Raw genomic sequence first — 18,730 nt, forward strand, 5'->3', positions numbered from 1 at the left:
AGTTCCCCACCCCGGAACCTTGACTGCAAACAGGGTTCTCATCAGTCGCCCCGCATCGGTTGGATGGCGGCCGGCCGGTCGAAGATACGCCGGCTGAGATCGGCCGACGCCGCCCAGCCGGCCTCGGCCAGGTAGCGAACGGGCTCGCGGCCGCAGAGTTCCCACAGCACGATGCGCCGCTGCGGCCAGCGCAGCGACGACAGCCAGGGCGCGATCACCATGTGGAAGAGATCGGCATTGTCGATCCGCGCCAGGATCCGGGTAGCGCGATCCGAAAGCAACGTCCCGGTGCCGCCGAGCAGCACGTCGGCCGCGCGCAGGCCGAGGAGCAGCGTGTCCGCCAGACCCTGCTCTGCGGCGTGGTCGAGCACCTTGCGTTGCTCGGCCTCGCTCAGGCGGCTGGCGCTGGCCCTGACATCGCAGACATAGCCGGCGCAAGGTTCGCGGTTGAAGAAGGCCTTGGCGACGCTGATGCAGGACAAAAGCAGCATGTCCGACGCCGAAATCAGGGGAATGGCTATGCCGGCAAGCTCGACCTGGCGTTTGCGGCGCAGGAAGCCGTCGATGTCGCGCGGGCTCGGCGAACCCGGCTGCTGCAGCCGATGGTGGAGATCGACCGTGGAAACCCTCGCGCCATCGTCGCGGACCATGTGCTGCTCGCCGAGGAAGCGCACCCACCAGACTGAGCGGGACTTACCCGCAACCTCGTAGCCGACGGAGCGGAGGGCTTCGCGGGCCAAGGCGAAACCGGTCGGCGAAACCAGTATGTCGACATCGCCGGACGGTTTCATGAAATGGTCGCCATAGAGCATATGCTGCTGCAGCGGTCCCTTGAGAAAGACGAAGTCGACTTTCCTGGCGCTCAGCACCTGATGGATGGCCATCGAATCACCGAGGCAGGCAGCATTCATCGACATGGTGCGGCGGCGATAGCCATCCAGCCACGCCGGAAATTCCGGCGGCATCGCGCCGGCCGGCGCATGCCTGAGAGCCTTGAGCACGAAGACCGCGACCTTGTTCAGCCTCGCAATGTCGGCGACATGGGCCGCCGAGATCGCGGGCGCCGGCATGTCGCCTTGCATGTCGCCTTGACTGGCGGCGGCGCCGCCGGGGTTGAAAAACAGCCTCAGACAGGCCTGGACGTAAGCGACCTCGTCGGCGCAGCCGGCGGCACGCAACCTTTCATAGGACCCGTCCAGCACGGCCATGCCCGATATCGTTCTCCGCAAAAACCGCTCGCGGCTTTATACTGCAGGTGCGAAGGAAATCATCGCCAAAATTGGGCCGGTCGTCCAGTTTTCCATTGCCCCGCCCCGTTTCCGCAACCGGAGCGTTTAAATATGCCCCGCGACCGATCACATTTGGAGACAGCTTCGGCGGCTTGAGAGCGGGACTTGCGATCGGCACCTCCTGCAGCAATTTCTCGCATCCGCGAAACAGACGGGTACTTCTCAAAATTTATCGCAATTAAATCATGTGCTTATTTGACAGGCAAAGACATCGCATTGAATTCCGAGGCGATGTCCACCCGGGATAGCGCAGTCAACGGCCTATTCACCGACCAAGTCAGGCGCAACCAAGAATTGATTAATGCCTGGTAAATCAGGCTTGACTCATGAATGTTGCCGTGCAGCAATTGCATTGCAGCATAGCGGTATGCTGGCGGCATTCTTGGGGCCGCTTCCAGTCCTTAGTTGGAGAGTACAATGGAACAGAACGCAGAAAAGTATGAGTATGAGACTCCCAGCCTGACGGTTCACGGTTCGATTGAAACGATCACGCAGGGCGGCGCCGGTACGACGGCGCTTGACGCGAGTTTTCCCGCGCATACGCCGGTTGGCGAGCTTACGTTCTCTTGAGCTTGACTGCTCCCGGGGTAACGCAGTTGGGGCTCCGGACGCCGTCTATACAGGCGAGTCGGGGGGCCCTTGTCCCCCGGCTTCCTGCCCGGGCCAATCGCCGACAGCTAGCCCGGTTCGGACGATCACACGGTTCAGGTCTGGAACCCTCAGGTCTGGAAGCGAGTGGCGTTCAAAAACGAGGTTTAGGATGCACTGGAACCCTTCGGACCAGGACCGCGTGGTCGCAACCAGCGATGCGGTGGCTTGCGAATTCGGCAACGGACTGGCGCTGCTCAACCTGAAATCCAACATCTATTACAGCCTGAACGGCGTTGGCGCCTATATCTGGGAACTGATCCAGGAGCCGCGGTCGGTCCTCGACGTCCGCACCGCCTTGCTTGCGCGCTACGATGTCGACGCCGCGCGCTGCAAGGCCGACGTCGAGGGCCTGTTGAAGGGGCTGACCGAGGCAGGGCTTGCGAGGGTCCACCATGAGGAACTGGCCTAGGCTCCTCACGCTCAGCGTTCCCGAAATGTTGTTTCTGGCGCGCTGCCTTGCGGTCGTCGCAGTCGTGCGTCTCGGGTTGACGCTGTCCTCCTACAACCGCATGCGTGGCCTGGTGACACGGCTGAAAGCCAGCGATGCGGCCAGCATCGCCGATCTGCGGCGCGTCGCCTGGGGCGTCGCCGCCGCGGCACGTTTTGTGCCTGGCGCCAGCTGCCTCACCCAGGCTCTTGCCGGGCAATATCTGCTCGCCCGGCAAGGCAATGCCTCGAAAATCCGCATCGGCATCGAGCGGCATACAGGCCCGGAACTCAAGGCGCATGCCTGGCTCGTCAGCGGCAATCACATCGTTCTCGGCGGCTCGATCAACGGGTTCGCCCATCTCGTCGACCACGGACAATAGCGATGAGCGGCGTCGCCGGAATTCTGCCGAGGCAGGACGGCAAGCCGGCCGCCGCGGCCGACATCCAGCAGATGCTGGCGCGCATGCGCCATCGCGCCCGCGACGGCAGCTCGTGGTGGACGGACCGGAGCGTGGCGCTTGGCCATGCCTGGCTCGACACGACCGGCGAGGCCGGTCCCGGTCCGCTGACGATGGCCGGCGGCAAGTTCGCCGTCACCGCCGACTGCCGGTTGGACAACCGCGACGAATTGCTGGCGCGGCTCGGCATCCGCGACCGATCGATCGCGGATGCGACGCTCGTGATGCACGCCTATCTCAAATGGGGCGAAGCCTGCCCGACCTTTCTGCAGGGCGATTTTGCTTTCGCGATCTGGGATGCTGAGCGCCGGGCGCTGTTTTGCGCGCGCGATCATTTCGGCGTCAAACCATTCTACTACCATTCGACCGACAGGCGCTTTGCGTTCGCTTCGGAGATCGGTCCTATCCTTGCTCTCGAGGGCGTCGGCAGACGCATCAGCGAGCATCAGATTTCCGGCTTCCTCGCCGGGTTGCCCGACGATCCGCAAGCCACGCCCTACAGCGAAATCTTCCGTCTGCCGGCGCGCCACAGCCTTACCGTGACCGGCAGCCAGGTGGCGCTGCGCCGCTACTGGCAGATCGAGCCCTCTCAACGGCCGATGCGCCCGGATGCGGCGGAGGAGTTCGGGCATCTTTTCTCGCAATCGGTGCAAAACCGGATGCGCGGCACGCCTGCCGTCGGCGCGATGCTGAGCGGCGGCCTTGATTCTTCTTCAATTGCCTGTGTCGCCGGCCTGCGCAATGCGGCGGAGCGAAAGCCGAAACTCAAGACCTTCTCGCTGGTCTTCGAGAGAGGCTCGCCGATGGACGAAAAGCCCTTCATCGACGCAGTGCTTAGCCAGCGCCCGGTCGAGGGCACGCTGATCGCGGTGGGCAACTATGCCCCCTTCGCCGAATTCGAACGCATCCTGGAAGAGCAGGAAGGGACATTCCTGGCGCCCGGCCTGTCGCTGACCCGCAACATTTATCGTACGGCGGGCGCCAAAGGCGTGAAAGTGCTGCTCGACGGCCATGGCGGCGACGAGGTCGTGTCGCAAGGCCATGGCTATCTGCACGAGCTCGCCAATGCCGGCAAATGGCTTGAGCTGTGGCGCGAATTGCATAGCGCCGCCAACACCTATGGCAGCGGTATGCTGGGCCTATATTTCAAATTCCTGACCATCTATGGACCGGCCTGGCGGATCGCCAGGCTGAGGAGCCGGATGAACCGCGTGCTGGCCCGGCTGCAGCGCAAGCCGGGCCAGCGGTCACGCGCCACCTGGAGCGGCCTGGTCAATCCTGAGCTTGCCAGGCGCACCGACCTTGCCGAGCGGTTCCATCGCGCCGGCTACATGCCCGCCAACGTCATGGCCAGCGAGGCGCTGACGCATCGCTGGCTGCTGTCGAACGGTCTGGTGCCGCACGCTTTCGAGGTTCTCGACAAGGCCGCCGCCAATTTCGGCGTCGAACCGCGTTATCCGTTCTGGGACAAGCCGCTGGTCGAATTCTGCCTTTCGCTGCCCGGCGAAGAAAAGCTCAAGGACGGTTTTGGCCGCCATGTGCTGCGCCGGGCCATGCAGGGCGTCCTGCCGCCTGCGGTGCAGTGGCGGCGCGACAAGATCGACTTCACCGCCAATCTGGTCAAAGGCATGATCGGCAACCATCGCGACCTTCTGGACAGGCTGCTGGGGGCGGACAGCGATCTGATCGCGCCCTATGTCAACCTGCCCGAAGTCACCGCCGTCTATGCGCGCCTGCTGCGGCAGCCGGACCAGGCGAGGTTGCCCGATGTCCAATATGTCTGGCGCTCGGTCTCGCTGTCGCTGTGGCTGCGCCAGGTCCAACACGGCGGAAACCCTGCATGAACCTCTCGAGCGATTCGCTTGCCGTCAGGCCCGCCGACGCCGCCGGCAAGGCCGAAAGCCGGAGCGGGCGCATCCGCCGGTTCTACAAGGCCTACGGGCTGACGATCAGCTCCGAAGTGGCGTTGCCGGAACTCGAGCCGACGCCGCCTTCGGCGCCCGACATCGTGATTGCGGTCGGCCCGGTCGACTTTCCGAAAGCTGCATCGGAAGGCGCTACGGCCTTCCGCTTCGCGCCGACGCGCCAGTATCTGTCCTGGCAGGCGGTCGGCACCTTCCGGATCAGCGATGCCTCCCGGATCGATGTCGATCCGGCGCCCGGCGTCGACGACCCGCTGCTCGCCTTCCCGCTGCTGGGGCCGGTCATGGCGCTTGCCCTGCACCAGCGCGGCCTGCTCATCCTGCATGCCAGCGCCATCGCCGTTGGCGGCAAGGGCGCGATCTTCATGGGCGACAAGGGCGCCGGCAAATCGACGACGGCTGGCGCCATGATCCGTGCCGGCCACCTTCTGCTCAGCGACGATGTCGTTGCGCTGGATCTGTCGAACCCCGCCGGGCCGATGATCCTGCCGGCATTTCCGCAGCTCAAGCTCGCCGCCGACGCTGCCTGCGCCATCCGGATCGGGCAAGCCGAGGTGCGCCCGCAGGCGCATCCGCAGATCGACAAGGCGCAGCATCGGCTGCGCGACGGATTTTCCGCGGAACCGGTGCCGGCGACGCGCATCTATGTGCTCGAGCGCGGCGGGCGGGCGGCGATCTCGCAATTGCCGGCCGCCGCTGCCCTGCCGGCGATCATCAAATTCTCCTACGTCACGCGGTTCGGGCGGGAGGCCCTGGTCGGCGAATCTGCGTCCATCCATCTTCGCCAATGCGCGCAGCTCGCCGGCCGGATCGGCGTCTGCCGGCTCGAAGTGCCGGCCGGGCTTTCACGGCTCGACGAAGCCGTCGCCCTGATCGAAAACGATCTGGCGGCCGGCGTCGGGGCAGGGTGAGCAGAGCCATGGGCTGGTCTTCCAGGCTGCGCCTGTCGCTTTTGCGGGATGTCGCCGGCTTCGGCGCCATCTTGGCGCATGTCGGCGGGCGGCGTACCGTCACGGCGCTGGTCTTCCTGATCCTTGGCAGCCTGACCGAAGGCCTGTCGATCCTGCTGCTCATCCCGTTGCTGCATCTGATCGGCAAGGCCGACCAGGATTTCGCCGTCCGGATACCTGATGCCCTGCGCTGGCTTGTGCCCGGCGGGACGCTGCCGCTTGCGGCGGTGCTCACCCTGCTCGTCGGACTGGTGGCGCTGCAGGCGATGTTCAACCGCTTCAAATCCATCTACATGGCGCGGCTGCTCTACGATTTCGTCAATCGGGTGCGTCTCAACCTGTTCGAAAGCATCGGCAAGGCGCGCTGGGGCGTCTTCACCCGCACCCGCAGTTCCGACCTCGACCATGCGCTCAACGGCGATATCGACCGGGTGCAGGTGGCCGCCTTCTCGCTGCTGATGCTCACCCAGGCGGCGCTGCTTCTGACGGGATACCTGGTGGTCTCGCTGTTCATTTCGCCGGTGATGACCAGCTTCGCCGTGCTTATCGGCGCGGTTTTGCTCGTCGCGCTGCAGCCTTTCCGCGCCCGCGCCTCCGCCTATGGCCGTGTCCTGACCAGCAATCGCCAGGACCAGTATCGCACGGTCTCGGAATTCCTGGGCGGCATCAAGGTGGCCAAGAGCCTGAACGTGGAGGCGAGTTATTTCGCCGAGCTCGGCGCGACGCTGGACAAGATGAAGGCCGACAATATCGCCTATGTCCGCAACTCGACGCTCGGCACCGCGCTGTTCCAGATGGCGTGCGTGATCGGGCTCAGCCTTTTCATCTACATCGCGTTGGTCCGCTTCCACCTGTCGCTGGCCGAGATCGTGGTGCTGCTTCTGGTCTTCATGCGGGTCGCGCCTCGCTTCATGGACCTGCAGATCCAGGCCCAGCAGGTGCTGATCAACCTGCCGGCCTATGCCTCGATGCGGGGCCTGCAGGCTCGTTTCGATGCCGAGCGCGAGCCGGCGCAGGGTGATGCCGGACAAAGCGCCAGGCTGTCGCTCGACACAGGTCTCGACGTCCGCGAGGTTTCGTTCGCCTACGGCGACAGCGGACCGGTGGTCAGCGGCATCACCTTTGGCCTTCCCGCCGGCAAGGTGACGGCGCTGATCGGCCCGTCCGGATCGGGCAAGAGCACGATCGCCGACATGCTGCTTGGGCTGCTCGAACCGACCGAGGGCCATATCCTTGCCGACGGCGTCGATATCTCGGCGCACAACCGAAGAGCCTGGCGCGACCAGGTGGCCTATGTGCCGCAGGATGTATTCCTGCTGCATGACACGATCGCCGCTAATCTGCGCCTCGCCGCACCGCAAGCCGGCGACGACGAGCTCTGGGCGGCGCTGCGCAAGGCGCATGCGGCCGAGTTTGTCGAGCGGCTTGAGATGCGGCTCGAAACGGTGGTGGGCGATCGCGGCGTCAGGCTGTCCGGCGGCGAACGCCAGCGCATCGCGCTGGCGCGGGCGCTGCTGCGCAAGCCTTCGCTGCTCATCCTCGACGAGGCGACAAGCGCGCTGGACTGGCAGAATCAGGCGCTGATCGCCGAATCGATTGACGGTCTGCGCGGCCAGATGACCATCCTGACCATCGCCCACCGGCCGTCGATGATTGCCTTCGCCGACTGGGTGGTGGCCATCGAGAACGGCCGCATCGTCGAAGTCGGACAGTACGGGCGGCTGAAAGCAAAGTCGGGCAGCCGGCTGGCCAGGATGCTGTCGGGAGAGCAGGCCGAACGCGAAACCGCCACGTCGGCTGAAAGCACGGCCGCCCCGGCGGCTGAAAAATCAGTGCAGGCTGCGCCTGGCGCTTAGCTTCTCGGCCTCGGCCGTCTTGTCGAGGACGAGGTTTCGCTCGGCGCCACGGAGCTTGCCGGCAGACGTCGGCACGCTGTAGGCGATCATGGCATAGATCAGCAGAAAATAGCCGACCTGGATGACCACGAGGCAGATGACGGCGCGCATCATGATGGTGCCGAGCGACGCGCCGTCGAAGCAGGACCAGCAGACCACGATGGCGAGCGCGAACATCATGCCCAGGACGAATTTTGGAAGAGACATGGTCGCCGGCCCCTCAACCGATGCGAACATGCAAAAGCTGCGACTTACCCACCCGCGTATCTCCCCGTTCCGCCAAAGAGCTATTTCTGGCTGCCCAATCCGACCGGTTGCTTCCGGCCTTTCCGACCCATCCAGACTCTGACAGAAACAATTTGCGACTCTATTAAGGCAGGACGCTGACGGCAAGGCCAGCGGCCGGAGATTTCCAATGCTTTCGCAAGCTCGATTCTTCCATGCTGCGATGCACACTCCACCGCCGCCACCTATTCAAGATACCGAAGACCCGTTCAGTAATACCTACAATATTGATTAGTATTTTATGCGAACAACTTACCATAGCGAGTGATCCCGACGATCTGCAACCCGCGTTCGTCTGCAGCGAAGATCGCTTTGCCCAAAATCAGCCCAAAAACAGCACTACATTTCCCGAGAATTCTCTCACCTTGTCATAAACATGCCACAAAGACGAAAATTTGAGCAGGGAGCGTTTATTATTTAGTCAATTCATGACGCGAACATTTCACTCGGATGGGAAATTGTGTGTTGCGCTGCAGCATTTTTTTGATATCGTGCTGTAAACCATCCGTTCAACGTATGGAGCTTTTGCATGAGGGACGTCGCCAAGTCGGCTAATGCGGGTTTTTCGCAGGCCGGCATTGATTTTCCACCCCCCATCGGCGGCCTGCTGAAGCGCAGTTTCGATATCATCGGCTCACTGGCCGGTCTTGTGCTGCTCAGCCCGCTGTTCCTGATGATCGCCCTGCTCGTCAAGCTTTCGGATGGCGGCCCGATCTTCTACGGCCACAAGCGGATCGGCCGTGGCGGCCGCATCTTCGCGTGCCTCAAGTTCCGCACCATGGTCCAGGATGGCGAGCGGGTGCTCGCCGCGCATTTGGCCGCCAATCCGGACGCCAATGCCGAATGGCTGGCGACGCGCAAGCTGAAGGACGATCCGCGCGTCACGCGTGTCGGCCAGGTGCTGCGGAAACTCAGCCTCGATGAGTTGCCGCAGGTCATCAACATCCTGCAGGGCGACATGAGCCTTGTGGGGCCGCGCCCTGTGGTGCGCGACGAACTGGAGATCTATGGCAGCGCGGCGGTCTATTACCTGAAATCTCGTCCCGGCCTGACCGGGCTGTGGCAGGTGAGCGGACGCAATGACGTATCCTACGACACCCGCGTCGCCTTCGATCGCCACTATGTCGAGAACTGGTCGATGGTCGAGGACATTCGTATCATTGTAAAGACAGTGCCTGCCGTGTGGATGTCGCGCGGCAGCTATTGACCACCAGGCCTGCCCCCCGGGGGGCAGGCGTCCGGCGGTGATCTCATCGGGCGGATGGGGCCAAAGCGGATCGGAACGTTGATTTGATTGAAAACCTCTTCGGACTGCCTTTGCCTGGCAGTCTTCTTTTCAGGGCTCACGGCCGGTTCGCGGCCATCGCGCTGGCAGCTTTGCTCGCGGCTTCGCCGCTGGCGGTTGCCGGCGAATATCGTCTTGGGCCGCAGGACAAGCTCCACATCCGCGTCGCCGAATGGCAGACGGTCGACGGCACGTTCCGCGACTGGTCAGCCGTCAACGGCGAATATTCGGTCGGGCCGGCCGGCACGCTCTCGGTGCCGTTCGTCGGCGACATGCAGGCGGCCGGCAAGACCACGTCGGAGATCGCCGCCGCGATCGGCCTCGCCCTGCAGCGCAAGCTGGCGCTGACGGACAAGCCGGAAGCATCGGTCGAAATGGCGCAGTTCCGGCCGTTCTACATCTCGGGCGAGGTCCAGAACCCCGGCCAATTTCCTTACGTGCCCGACCTGACTGTGCTCAAGGCGGTCAGCATCGCCGGTGGTATGCGGCGCAATGCCGACCTCGGCCCTCAACTCGCCAAGGACCTGGTCACCGCAAAGGGCAATTTCGACATCTATGACGACCAGCGCATCCGGCTGATGGTCAAGCGCGCCCGCATCGATGCCGATCTCGCCGGCAAGACGAGTTTCGAGGCGCCGAAGGAGGTCGAGGGCGATCCGAGGCTGCCGACTATCGTAGCCGATGAGATGGCGATCCTGACCTCCGACCATAAGGCGCTGAACCTGAAGCTGCAGGCGCTCGACGATTTGAAGGCAACCCTGCAGGCCGAAATCGAGTCGCTGCAAAAGAAGATCGACAACCAGCAGAAGCAGGCCGATCTGGCGCAGCAGCAGCTCACCAGCATCGGCCCGCTGGCGCAGAAGGGCCTGATCAACAACACGCGACTGCTGTCGTCGCAGCAGGCGGTGACGGACCTGCAGGGCAAGATCCTGGACTACGAGACGGCCATCCTCACTGCCAAGCAGTCGATCAGCAAGGCGACGCAGGACGCCATCGATGCGCAGAATACACTCACTTCGCGTCTCACCGCCGACCGGCAGCAGACCGAAGCCGATCTGAATGAGTCCATGCTTAGGGTTGGCATGCAGAAGGGTCTGATTGCACAGGCGTCGGACCCCGCCATGACGGCGGCCATCACAGGCAGCCAAGAGCCGACGCTGCTCTATTCACTGCTCAGAGTTGCCGACGGCAAGACGAGCGAGATTGAAGCCAAGGAAGACACGCCCGTGCTGCCGGGCGACGTGATCAAGGTGAAGCTGGCGCCGACAGCGAGCCAGTAGACGGCTTCGCCGCAGCCTGGCTCGAGGCCGCGCGACGAAGACGGATAGAGAAGGAAAACTCGCCCGCGCCCCATGGGTCGCGGGCGGCGATTTGTCTGGGCCGCTTGACGACCCGTTGAGGCAACAAGAATGCAGCCCGCCGCCCCGCGTCACGTCTACCTCAATCTCGACGCCATCCGCGGCGTGGCGGCAATCAGCGTGATGCTCTACCACTTCTCGCCATTCCTAGCCGACGGCAAAGTGCTGCCGTCGAGCTACCTCGCGGTCGACCTTTTCTTCCTGCTCAGCGGCTTCGTCATTGCGCATGCCTATGACGGAAAGATCGAAAACGGCATGGGCTTCGGCATGTTCGTGGCGATACGCCTGATCCGCCTCTATCCGCTTTACCTGGCCGGCACGCTGCTGGGTTTCTTCTACCTGCTGGTCAAGAATCGGCTGATGCCGGCGGAATACGTGCCGGTCTCCGAGATCGGCACGATGCTGACGACAGGCATGCTGTTCATTCCGCTGGTCGGCGATGCCTATCACACGATCTTTCCGCTCAACCCCGCCTCGTGGTCGCTGTTTTTCGAGCTGATCGTCAACATCGCCTACGTGGCCGCCTTCTTCCTGCTGTCCAGGCGCGTGCTGACGGCGATCATCGCCGGCAGTCTGGCGCTGCTGATCGTCGCCGCGATCGTGGCCGGCACGCTCGACTTCGGCATGACCGGGAAGACCATCATCAGCGGCCTGCCGCGCGTAGCGTTTTCCTTCTTCCTCGGCGTGTTCCTGTGCCGATCGCTGGCACGCTACCAGGGCAGCCTCGGCTTCCTGCGGCGCGGCTGGTGGGTCGAGGCCGTGATAGCGCTGACGCTGGCCGCCTTCGCCATCGCGCCGGCCGGCGCCGGACGCGTCGGCTACAACCTCGCCTGCGTCGTTTTCATCTTCCCGGCCATGGTCGTCGCCGGCGCGGTGGCGCCGACCTCGCCGCGGCTGGCGGGGTTCTATGGCTGGCTGGGGCGGATTTCCTATCCGATCTACATCATCCACACGCCGATGCTGATGATCATCGCCGGGGCCGGCAAGGCGGTGGCGATCGACCCGTTCGCGCACCATCCCTGGTTCGGCATCGTCATGGCGCTATCGGTCGTCGTCATCGCAGATATTGCCACCCGCATCTTCGACGAGCCGCTGCGGCGCTTCCTGCAGCGGCAGATGCAGCGGTCGCGGGCCGTGGCCTAGCTTACGCAATTGCGGACGGGAAACCGCTGCGCCCGAGCCGAAACCGCTGCGCACTTTCGGGAGACATGCTCCGGCCCATCAGACCGGAGCCGGCATGCGGCCGTTCGCAGGCTTTTCTTCCTGCGCGGGAATATGCGTGCGCCGCCGGCGGACAACCGGTGCCGACTTCAGCTTGAACAGGCCGTAATAGACGATGAACGAGGCGGTGAAGTAAGGACCGAGCATCTCGACCTCGAAAAAGGAGCGGATCAGCATCAGTCCGATAGCGCCGGCAAGCACCACCGAATCGGCGCTCCAGTCGCCGAACACCACTTTCGACACATGGCCGTAGAAGGCGCGCAGGATGATCAGCGCCAGTATCGTCACGCCGACGAAGCCGAGCTCGACCAGCGTTTCGACATAGGTGTTGTGGAAATGGAAGCCTGTGCGAGTGGTGATATAGAATTCCGCCCACAGCCGCTCCGCGTCGGCGAAGCCCTGCACCCAGTAGGCGGCATAGCCATAGCCGAGCAGCGGATATTGCTGCGCCGCCTGCCAGCCCTGCTCCCAAAGATAGGTGCGTCCGGTCAGCGTCGAATCCTTGCCGAAGAGGCCGAGCACGAAATCCAGCAGGCCAAGGTTGAGGGCGGCCGCCACACCCGCCACCATCGCACCGGCGCCGACCACGAAGAGCACGCGGCGGTATTGGCGCGACAGAACCTTGCTCATGGTGAGCAAGATGACGATGCCGAGCACCACCGGCAGCGAGGCGACCGACGTGGCCGAATGCGCGATCGCCAGCATGTAGACCGACAACAACAGGAGGGGGGCGGTCCAGAAGAAGCTCAGCCAGTTGCGCCGGTAAAAGCCGAGAAAGATCAGGCAAAAAAAGATACCCAACGAGGCGAAGAAGCCGACCTGGTTCTTGGAGCCGAAGGCGCCGACGAAATTGTAGGTTCCGTCGATCACGTCGAGTGCATAGCCGTTGACTTTCAGCGAATAGAGCAGGACGAAGAAGACGCCGATCAGCGAACCCAGCACCAGCGTGCGGACGCTGATGGTTCGCGCGGCGATGTAGGCGCACAGGATATGCGAGGAATATTGTACCGCCGCCCGCGCGCTGATCCCGGCCGCATGCGACCAGAAAACCGACAGGCAGACATAGGTGGCGAAAAGCAGCGGCAGCCAGGCGTCAGAGAGATTGCGGGTGAAGCGCCGGTAATCGACGAAGAGCAGCGGAAGCCACACCGCGTAGTAGGCAAGGATCAGGATCTTGCCGAAATTGCTGGAGTAAGCGAAAGCAACAACCGAAACCGCCACGGCGAAGGCGCCATAGGCCCTGTTTGCCTCCGGATCGATCAGGATGGATTTCGGTATCTTCATGCCGGATCTTTCATCCGTTGAGCCTTCGATGCTGGCGCGGCGACCAACGGTGCCTCATTGTGCACTGCAACATAAACTATCGCCCTATTGCCGGCGGCTCAACCGGAAATCTTGTCACGGGCGCAGAGCAGCCATCAAAATGGGGATGACACAACGAAACGGCTGGAATGCGGCGGCGGCTACCGCCTTTGTAGAAGCTATGCAGTGCATTCCTGAAACCAGCGCTTGACGGCGGTGCCGTCGGCTAATGAAGATCGAGTGGTTTTCCAGCAGAGGGATCACGGAACGCTTGTGTGCATGCGGCCTGAGGCGCTGACCGACTATGCTGTCAGGTTATTGGAGCGGGGCTATATAGGCCTGCCGCTTCGAGCTGGCGGCAAGCATCTCGATCTTGCGGCGATGGGATATGAACCGCTGCACTTCAAGACCCAGCGCAAGGATCTCAAGGAGCTGGCTTTCACATCCATAGCCTTCCAATTGTCGCAGAAGCCGCCGACGGCCCGAGACATCGAGCGCTGGTTTCACGGCTTTTCCGGAAATCTGGGCATACTGGGCGGGTATTCCAATCTGATGATACTCGATTTCGACGACGGCGCCGCCTATGGCAGTTGGCTGAAGGACCACCGGGAGGTCGCAAGCGGCACGCCCACAGCGAGATCGCCGAGCGGATTTCATGTTTATCTCAGAACGCGAGAACCAACCGTTTCCTCCAGCCTGCATTTCGGGACGCGCCGGGTCGGCCACGTCAAGGCCCTGGGTGGCTATATCGTCGCCAGTCCGTCCATGCTGAAGGACGGCTCCTGCTACAGCTGGATCGGCGGCCAGTCGCCATTCGAGGTCGAACCGCAGACCGTCGAAAATCTGGCCGGACTTTCGCTGCGGCCGGTGTCACCGTTCAAGCATTTCTACAACCGCCTGCTCGGGCGCGGGTTCTTCGAGCGGCAGTGAGCAACTGAGCGCATGGCCGCCGACATCAGCGTCGTCATTCCGGCGAAAAACGCAGCGGCGACCATCGGCGCCACGCTCGGCAGTCTCGTTTCCGACCGGCCGCTGATCCTCGAAATCCTTGTGGTCAACGACGGTTCGGAGGCTGCGACCGCTGCTGTGGCTGCCGATTGCGCCGAACGCCTTGGCCTGCCGATAAATGTCGTCGACATCGATGCGGGCGGCGCGGGCGCGGCACGCAATGCCGGCATGGAACGGGCCGGCGGCGCATTCATCTTCTTCCTCGATGCCGATGACCAGGTGATGCCGGGAAGCCTTGCCGCCTTGCGCTCCGCATTCGAGGGACGCGGCGCCGGCCTTGCGATCGGCGCCAGCATACGGCGCACGAAGGGCCGGCCGGACAAGCTCAAGACGCCGCATGGCTACGGCCCGGACAGGCGCCAGAACACGCGGCGATACCTTCGAAACGAGCTGTGGCCGATCGCCATGGGAAGCGGGCTGGTGGCGAAATGGGCTACGGCAGGCATCCGCTTTCCGGAAGCCATCGGCCTTGACGAGGACACGTGCTACTGGACGGCGCTGCTGGCGCGTGCCGACGTGGTCACAGTCGACAGCCCGGTGCTTCTCTATCACCATGACGAAGAACGGATGGCGCGGCGTTTTGTCAGCGCGCCGCGCCGGACCTTCCTTGCCATAGCGCGCGAACTCAACAGGCTGGGGGCTGCGGGCGTCGACAGGGATGCGGTGCAATGGCGCAAGGCATGGATAGCGCAACGCATCGCCCGCCAGTTGATCAAGCACGGGATGTATGCGGATGCCGCCGCCATGATGCGCGCGCTCCGGGCGCACAAGGAATTGGATCGGAGCTGGAAGGCGCTGCAATACCGGGCCAGGATACGCATCGGGCGCATGATAAGGCCGGCGACGCCATCAGCCTCCCGCGCCGGCGTGACCCATTTGCGGCGCACGCTGTTCATCAGCTTCGACCCGGCCTTTCCGGCGATGTCCGGGGCTGATCTGAGGACCTTCGGCAATGCCTTGGCGGCCGCTGAATTCGGTCCGGTCTGCCTCGCCTCGATAAGGCCGGTTTCCGGTCAGGCACCGGCACTGCCCAGGCCCGACATGCGCAGCGTCGGTCTGACCGAAGAGGGGGCGAAGCGCGTGCGATCTCTTGGCTGGCGAAGGATCAGGGGCGAGAACAGGATTCCACGAATTGCCCTGGCCCGCCTCAAAGCACTTGTCCGGGAATTCGGTCCCGATACCATCGTCGTTGAGAGCATTTGGTTGTTCAAGCTGCTGCGGCCTTTGCGCCGGCTGACAGAACGGCTTGTTCTCGACATGCACAATGTCGAATCCGATCTCGCCGCGCAGACGCCGTCCCTCGGCGCAGCACGGCAATTTTCGCCCGCCGTCAGGCAGCTGGAACGCAAGGCTGCCGCCATCGTCGACCGTATCTGGGTCTGCTCGCTGCGGGATCGCGAGCGACTGAAGGCGTTCGTTTCCCAAATTTTGCCGATCGACGTCGTGCCGAACGGCATCCCGCACGCCGGCGAAATAGCGCAGGCGCTGCGACCGCCGCCCGGCACGTCGGGCGGCTTTCCGGTGATCCTGTTTGTCGGCCATCTGGGTTATGGGCCAAATGTCGATGCCGCACAAAGGCTGGCACGCACCATCCTGCCCCGCATCCGGCAGGCGTTTCCCATGGCGAGGCTCGTCCTTGCCGGCCGGGCACCCAATGCGGCCGTCGCGCTCTTATCAAGACTGGACGGCGTCACACTGGTCGAGAATCCTGACGATGTCGGGCCCCTGCTGGCGGCCGCGCATCTCAGCATCATTCCACTCAAAGTGGGCGGCGGAACGCGCATCAAGATCCTCGAAGCGATGGCCTCGGGCGTTCCGGTGGTCGCAACGCCGCTTGCCGCCGAAGGACTGGACCTCATCGACGGCGAAACCGTGTCGATCGGCGAGACCGACGAAGGGCTGGCAGACCTCGCGGTGTCGCTTTGTTCCGACCCTGCCCGGATGGCCGGCTTGCGTGCCCGCGCCCATGACACGGCGTGGTCGCGCTTCGGACCGCAGGCGATCCGCGACGCGGTCCGGCGTGGCCTGGAGGCCACCAGAAGATGACAGCCAGCATGCCGAGCCGCCGAACCATGAGCCGTCGATGATCCCGAAAATCCTGCACCAGACGTGGAAGACCGACATCGTCCCACCCCGTTTCCAGCCCTATGTCGAAAGCTGGAAGCGGCACCATCCGGACTGGACGACGATGTTCTGGGACGACCGGATGCTGCTCGAGTTCGTCGCCAGGCACTATCCGGATTTCCTGCCGATTTTTTGCAGCTACGACTATGGCGTGCTGCGCGCCGACGCCGGCCGCTACCTGCTCCTCCACCATTTCGGCGGCGTTTATGCCGATATCGACTGCGAATGCGTAGCGCCGTTCGATCTCCTCACGAGCGAGGACCGGATCGTGCTGTGCAAGGAACCGGATACGCATGCGCTTGTGCAGGCGGATTTCCGTGGGCTGCCCTATCTGCTGTTCAACGGCACGATGGCCAGCCCGCCCGGACATCCGTTCTGGCTGCACCTTTTGGCGCTGCTGCCGGGACTGGTCCACGCAAAACAGGCGATCGATGCGACAGGACCTTGCGTGCTTACCTCGGCGCAGCTCGGCTATTGCGACCAGACCGCCTTCGCCATCCATCCGCCCGATCTGTTTTCACCTGTCGACTCGGCCGGCAAGCCTGCCGGCAGCGGAGGCATGACGCTGTCGATCCATCATTGGGCCGGCACCTGGTGGACGCGCGAAGCACCGCCGCGATGGCGGCACAAGGCGCGCAAGCTGCTCTATCAGACCTTGCATCAGCTGACGCGCGGGACCCATCTTGATGAAACGACCACCAGGCAGAGCGTCAGCCCTGCCGCGGTTTCAGCAGCTCTACCGTCCGGCGAAAACATCGCCATCCTGGTGCCGCTGCGCGACGCCGCCCAGCACATTGAGCCATTCCTCGCCGCCATACAGCAGCTGGATTACCCCAAGGAAAAGATCAAACTCGTCTTTTGCGAAGGCGATAGCTCCGATGGCAGCTGGGAGCGGCTGCAGGCCGCGGTGGCACGGCTCGGCAAGGCATATCGCAGCATCGTGCTGCTGCAGAGACAGCTCGGCACTCGCCTGGACCGGGCAAAGCGCGCCCACCGGCGCCTGCAGCGCGTCAGACGCAGCGGCATCGCCAAAGTGCGCAACCACCTCATCGATCATGGGCTTGCCGGGGACGATGACTGGGCGCTGTGGATCGACATCGATGTCTGGCGATTCCCGCCGGATGTCGTCACCCGGCTGATCGGAAGCGGCCACCGCATTGTCGTGCCCCACTGCGTCAAGGTTGCGGGCGGCGACAGCTTCGATCTCAACAGCTTCATCACCATCCGGCCAACCAAGGACTATCGCTACTACCGCCACGTGCGCGGCGGCCTCTATCAGCCGCCGTTGCGTACGCCGGGCCGCCTGCATCTCAGCGATGTCAGGCATCTCGACCAGATTGGACTGGACGGTGTCGGCGGCACCATGCTGCTGGTCGATGCCGCCTTGCATCGCGGCGGCCTGCGTTTCCCGGAGATACCCTACCGCGACCTGATCGAGACGGAGGGTTTTGCCGCTTTAGCCAACGATCTCGGTATAAGGCCGGTGGGCCTGCCCAAGCTCGAGATTCTGCACGTGCCCTGGTGAAGCCTTCGCCAGGACAATCAGCCGCCGCTGGCGGCTTTCCGCCAGCGGCGCAGCCGGGTGCGAACGAAAGATGCGGGGCCAAACGGCAGCGAAGGTCCGCCCGACAACTGGCTTCCGCACCGCTCGAGGCGGTACTGCACGAGTTGTGCAAGGCGACATAATGGCGGCAAGGAGATTTGGCCGAGACGCGCCGCCAGCCCTGCGGGCAGGGGCTTTGAGCGCCAGGCAAAGTAGGCCTGATATTCCTGCGGCGTCTCAATGAGATGCCTAAGGTAGGCTGCAAGCTCGGCCGGCGTGCCGAAGGACGCCGCGTCGATATAGGAATTTTCCGGGACGAACTCGGCCGCATTGGGCGCGCCGAGATAGACCGGCACGGTGCCGGCCGCCAGCGGATCGAACATCTTTTCGGTGACATAGTCGGGCGCGATCGAATTTTCGAGCGCAAGGCAGAAACGGTATCGGCCGATGGTTTCCAGCTTCGTTTTGCGGCCAAGATCCGGGCCTTCGATGTGGCGCGTGGGATTGAACCGGCCATAGCGGTCGACCCCGATGCTTCGGGACAACTCGGCAACGAAGACGTCGCGGCCGCTTTGGTTGATCTTCGACGACTGGAAATGCACCGCCGGTGCGTCTTCCGTCTTGAGCGGTATCGCCGCTTTTCGCGCAGCTTCCCACCAGCCGGCTTCCGGCAGATAAGGCATCCAGACGTCCGATCCGGCTTCGTAGGTCATGGTGATGTCGAAGTGCCGCATGAAGGCCGGTTCGGCCGTCAGGCGATAATTCTCGACGCTCTCCATCGACCAGGCAACCCAGAGCTGACCGGGGTATTTGCGGGCATCGCCGACCTCGCGATAGTTCGGCAGATGAAAGACCACGGCCGCCGCTTCGCGAAGGCGCCGCCGGTCGTTGGTCCATTCGACCGGAACAGCGCATTTCGGCATGGCCGCGATGTCGACCGGCTTGGCAAATAAATTTGTGTAGAAAAGGATGAGCGGAGCGTTCGACAGCATCGGGCCCTTCTGGTTCAG

Annotated in this window: 17 protein-coding genes; 13 read left to right on the forward strand and 4 right to left on the reverse strand. The window is 63.5% G+C overall.

Annotated features, from left to right (window positions below; genetic code table 11):
- Positions 1–41: 41 nt before the first annotated feature.
- Positions 42–1,208 carry a nucleotidyltransferase family protein gene (locus FJ974_RS01160; protein ID WP_140534484.1) on the reverse strand — a complete coding sequence of 389 codons (1,167 nt, stop codon included), beginning with the start codon at positions 1,206–1,208 and terminating at the stop codon, positions 42–44.
- A 498-nt stretch (positions 1,209–1,706) separates the two neighbouring features.
- Here FJ974_RS01160 and FJ974_RS01165 point away from each other — a divergent pair, with 498 nt between their 5' ends.
- The 6 genes from FJ974_RS01165 (at position 1,707) to FJ974_RS01190 (ending at position 7,555) form a co-directional block, all read left to right on the forward strand.
- The gene (locus FJ974_RS01165) at positions 1,707–1,859 is read left to right on the forward strand and encodes a lasso RiPP family leader peptide-containing protein (protein WP_140534483.1); all 153 of its coding nucleotides are present in this window, start codon (positions 1,707–1,709) and stop codon (positions 1,857–1,859) included.
- Positions 1,860–2,049: 190 nt separating this feature from the next.
- Entirely contained in the window at positions 2,050–2,349 is a 300-nt protein-coding gene (locus FJ974_RS01170; RefSeq protein ID WP_140534481.1) for a PqqD family protein, read from the forward strand.
- Positions 2,333–2,749 carry a lasso peptide biosynthesis B2 protein gene (locus FJ974_RS01175; protein WP_140534479.1) on the forward strand — a complete coding sequence of 139 codons (417 nt, stop codon included), beginning with the start codon at positions 2,333–2,335 and terminating at the stop codon, positions 2,747–2,749. Before FJ974_RS01170 ends, FJ974_RS01175 begins: the two co-directional genes overlap by 17 nt.
- 2 nt (positions 2,750–2,751) lie before the next feature.
- The gene (locus FJ974_RS01180) at positions 2,752–4,671 is read left to right on the forward strand and encodes a lasso peptide isopeptide bond-forming cyclase (protein ID WP_140534478.1); all 1,920 of its coding nucleotides are present in this window, start codon (positions 2,752–2,754) and stop codon (positions 4,669–4,671) included.
- Complete coding sequence (locus FJ974_RS01185) at positions 4,668–5,660, forward strand: serine kinase (RefSeq protein ID WP_140534476.1); 993 nt, start codon at positions 4,668–4,670, stop codon at positions 5,658–5,660. The genes FJ974_RS01180 and FJ974_RS01185 overlap by 4 nt, the downstream gene beginning before the upstream one ends.
- A gap of 8 nt (positions 5,661–5,668) precedes the next feature.
- Positions 5,669–7,555: an ABC transporter ATP-binding protein gene (locus FJ974_RS01190; RefSeq protein WP_140534475.1), complete on the forward strand. Its 1,887-nt coding sequence runs from the start codon at positions 5,669–5,671 to the stop codon at positions 7,553–7,555.
- Here FJ974_RS01190 and FJ974_RS01195 read toward each other — a convergent pair.
- On the reverse strand, positions 7,529–7,801 hold the full coding sequence (locus tag FJ974_RS01195) for an exopolysaccharide production repressor exox (RefSeq protein WP_140534473.1): 273 nt from the start codon (positions 7,799–7,801) through the stop codon (positions 7,529–7,531). The two genes, FJ974_RS01190 and FJ974_RS01195, sit on opposite strands and share 27 nt — an antisense overlap.
- 607 nt (positions 7,802–8,408) lie before the next feature.
- Between FJ974_RS01195 and FJ974_RS01200 the strand changes: the two genes are divergently transcribed.
- The 3 genes from FJ974_RS01200 to FJ974_RS01210 all read left to right on the forward strand — a co-directional run bounded on the left by FJ974_RS01200 (position 8,409) and on the right by FJ974_RS01210 (position 11,665).
- Positions 8,409–9,086, forward strand: coding sequence for a sugar transferase (locus tag FJ974_RS01200; RefSeq protein ID WP_140534472.1), 678 nt, complete (start codon positions 8,409–8,411; stop codon positions 9,084–9,086).
- Between the two features lie 110 nt (positions 9,087–9,196).
- The gene (locus FJ974_RS01205) at positions 9,197–10,444 is read left to right on the forward strand and encodes a polysaccharide biosynthesis/export family protein (protein ID WP_413468331.1); all 1,248 of its coding nucleotides are present in this window, start codon (positions 9,197–9,199) and stop codon (positions 10,442–10,444) included.
- Between the two features lie 129 nt (positions 10,445–10,573).
- The gene (locus tag FJ974_RS01210; protein ID WP_140534468.1) at positions 10,574–11,665 is read left to right on the forward strand and encodes an acyltransferase family protein; all 1,092 of its coding nucleotides are present in this window, start codon (positions 10,574–10,576) and stop codon (positions 11,663–11,665) included.
- A 78-nt stretch (positions 11,666–11,743) separates the two neighbouring features.
- Here FJ974_RS01210 and FJ974_RS01215 read toward each other — a convergent pair whose 3' ends face one another.
- The gene (locus FJ974_RS01215; protein ID WP_140534467.1) at positions 11,744–13,027 is read right to left on the reverse strand and encodes an O-antigen ligase family protein; all 1,284 of its coding nucleotides are present in this window, start codon (positions 13,025–13,027) and stop codon (positions 11,744–11,746) included.
- Here FJ974_RS01215 and FJ974_RS01220 point away from each other — a divergent pair.
- From FJ974_RS01220 to FJ974_RS01235, 4 genes are all read left to right on the forward strand, one after another.
- On the forward strand, positions 13,008–13,256 hold the full coding sequence (locus FJ974_RS01220) for a hypothetical protein (protein ID WP_140534465.1): 249 nt from the start codon (positions 13,008–13,010) through the stop codon (positions 13,254–13,256). The two genes, FJ974_RS01215 and FJ974_RS01220, sit on opposite strands and share 20 nt — an antisense overlap.
- 68 nt (positions 13,257–13,324) lie before the next feature.
- The gene (locus FJ974_RS01225) at positions 13,325–13,975 is read left to right on the forward strand and encodes a bifunctional DNA primase/polymerase (RefSeq protein ID WP_140534464.1); all 651 of its coding nucleotides are present in this window, start codon (positions 13,325–13,327) and stop codon (positions 13,973–13,975) included.
- A gap of 12 nt (positions 13,976–13,987) precedes the next feature.
- Complete coding sequence (locus FJ974_RS01230) at positions 13,988–16,099, forward strand: glycosyltransferase (RefSeq protein WP_140534462.1); 2,112 nt, start codon at positions 13,988–13,990, stop codon at positions 16,097–16,099.
- Between the two features lie 37 nt (positions 16,100–16,136).
- A complete protein-coding gene (locus FJ974_RS01235; RefSeq protein ID WP_140534460.1) occupies positions 16,137–17,702 on the forward strand; it encodes a glycosyltransferase in 1,566 nt (521 codons plus the stop codon).
- Between the two features lie 17 nt (positions 17,703–17,719).
- Here the strand turns inward: FJ974_RS01235 and FJ974_RS01240 are convergent, their stop codons facing one another.
- Positions 17,720–18,712, reverse strand: coding sequence for a glycosyltransferase family 10 domain-containing protein (locus tag FJ974_RS01240; protein WP_140534458.1), 993 nt, complete (start codon positions 18,710–18,712; stop codon positions 17,720–17,722).
- Positions 18,713–18,730 lie beyond the last annotated feature (18 nt).

Source organism: Mesorhizobium sp. B1-1-8 (genome assembly GCF_006442795.2).
GTDB lineage: Bacteria > Pseudomonadota > Alphaproteobacteria > Rhizobiales > Rhizobiaceae > Mesorhizobium.

Excerpts from the sequence above, each read along its gene's own strand:
- FJ974_RS01160 (WP_140534484.1), bottom strand. The coding sequence starts at position 1,208 with ATGGCCGTGCTGGACGGGTCCTATGAAAGGTTGCGTGCCGCCGGCTGC.
- FJ974_RS01165 (WP_140534483.1), top strand. The coding sequence starts at position 1,707 with ATGGAACAGAACGCAGAAAAGTATGAGTATGAGACTCCCAGCCTGACG.
- FJ974_RS01170 (WP_140534481.1), top strand. The coding sequence starts at position 2,050 with ATGCACTGGAACCCTTCGGACCAGGACCGCGTGGTCGCAACCAGCGAT.
- FJ974_RS01175 (WP_140534479.1), top strand. The coding sequence starts at position 2,333 with ATGAGGAACTGGCCTAGGCTCCTCACGCTCAGCGTTCCCGAAATGTTG.
- FJ974_RS01180 (WP_140534478.1), top strand. The coding sequence starts at position 2,752 with ATGAGCGGCGTCGCCGGAATTCTGCCGAGGCAGGACGGCAAGCCGGCC.
- FJ974_RS01185 (WP_140534476.1), top strand. The coding sequence starts at position 4,668 with ATGAACCTCTCGAGCGATTCGCTTGCCGTCAGGCCCGCCGACGCCGCC.
- FJ974_RS01190 (WP_140534475.1), top strand. The coding sequence starts at position 5,669 with ATGGGCTGGTCTTCCAGGCTGCGCCTGTCGCTTTTGCGGGATGTCGCC.
- FJ974_RS01195 (WP_140534473.1), bottom strand. The coding sequence starts at position 7,801 with ATGTCTCTTCCAAAATTCGTCCTGGGCATGATGTTCGCGCTCGCCATC.
- FJ974_RS01200 (WP_140534472.1), top strand. The coding sequence starts at position 8,409 with ATGAGGGACGTCGCCAAGTCGGCTAATGCGGGTTTTTCGCAGGCCGGC.
- FJ974_RS01210 (WP_140534468.1), top strand. The coding sequence starts at position 10,574 with ATGCAGCCCGCCGCCCCGCGTCACGTCTACCTCAATCTCGACGCCATC.
- FJ974_RS01220 (WP_140534465.1), top strand. The coding sequence starts at position 13,008 with ATGGATTTCGGTATCTTCATGCCGGATCTTTCATCCGTTGAGCCTTCG.
- FJ974_RS01215 (WP_140534467.1), bottom strand. The coding sequence starts at position 13,027 with ATGAAGATACCGAAATCCATCCTGATCGATCCGGAGGCAAACAGGGCC.
- FJ974_RS01225 (WP_140534464.1), top strand. The coding sequence starts at position 13,325 with ATGCGGCCTGAGGCGCTGACCGACTATGCTGTCAGGTTATTGGAGCGG.
- FJ974_RS01230 (WP_140534462.1), top strand. The coding sequence starts at position 13,988 with ATGGCCGCCGACATCAGCGTCGTCATTCCGGCGAAAAACGCAGCGGCG.
- FJ974_RS01235 (WP_140534460.1), top strand. The coding sequence starts at position 16,137 with ATGATCCCGAAAATCCTGCACCAGACGTGGAAGACCGACATCGTCCCA.
- FJ974_RS01240 (WP_140534458.1), bottom strand. The coding sequence starts at position 18,712 with ATGCTGTCGAACGCTCCGCTCATCCTTTTCTACACAAATTTATTTGCC.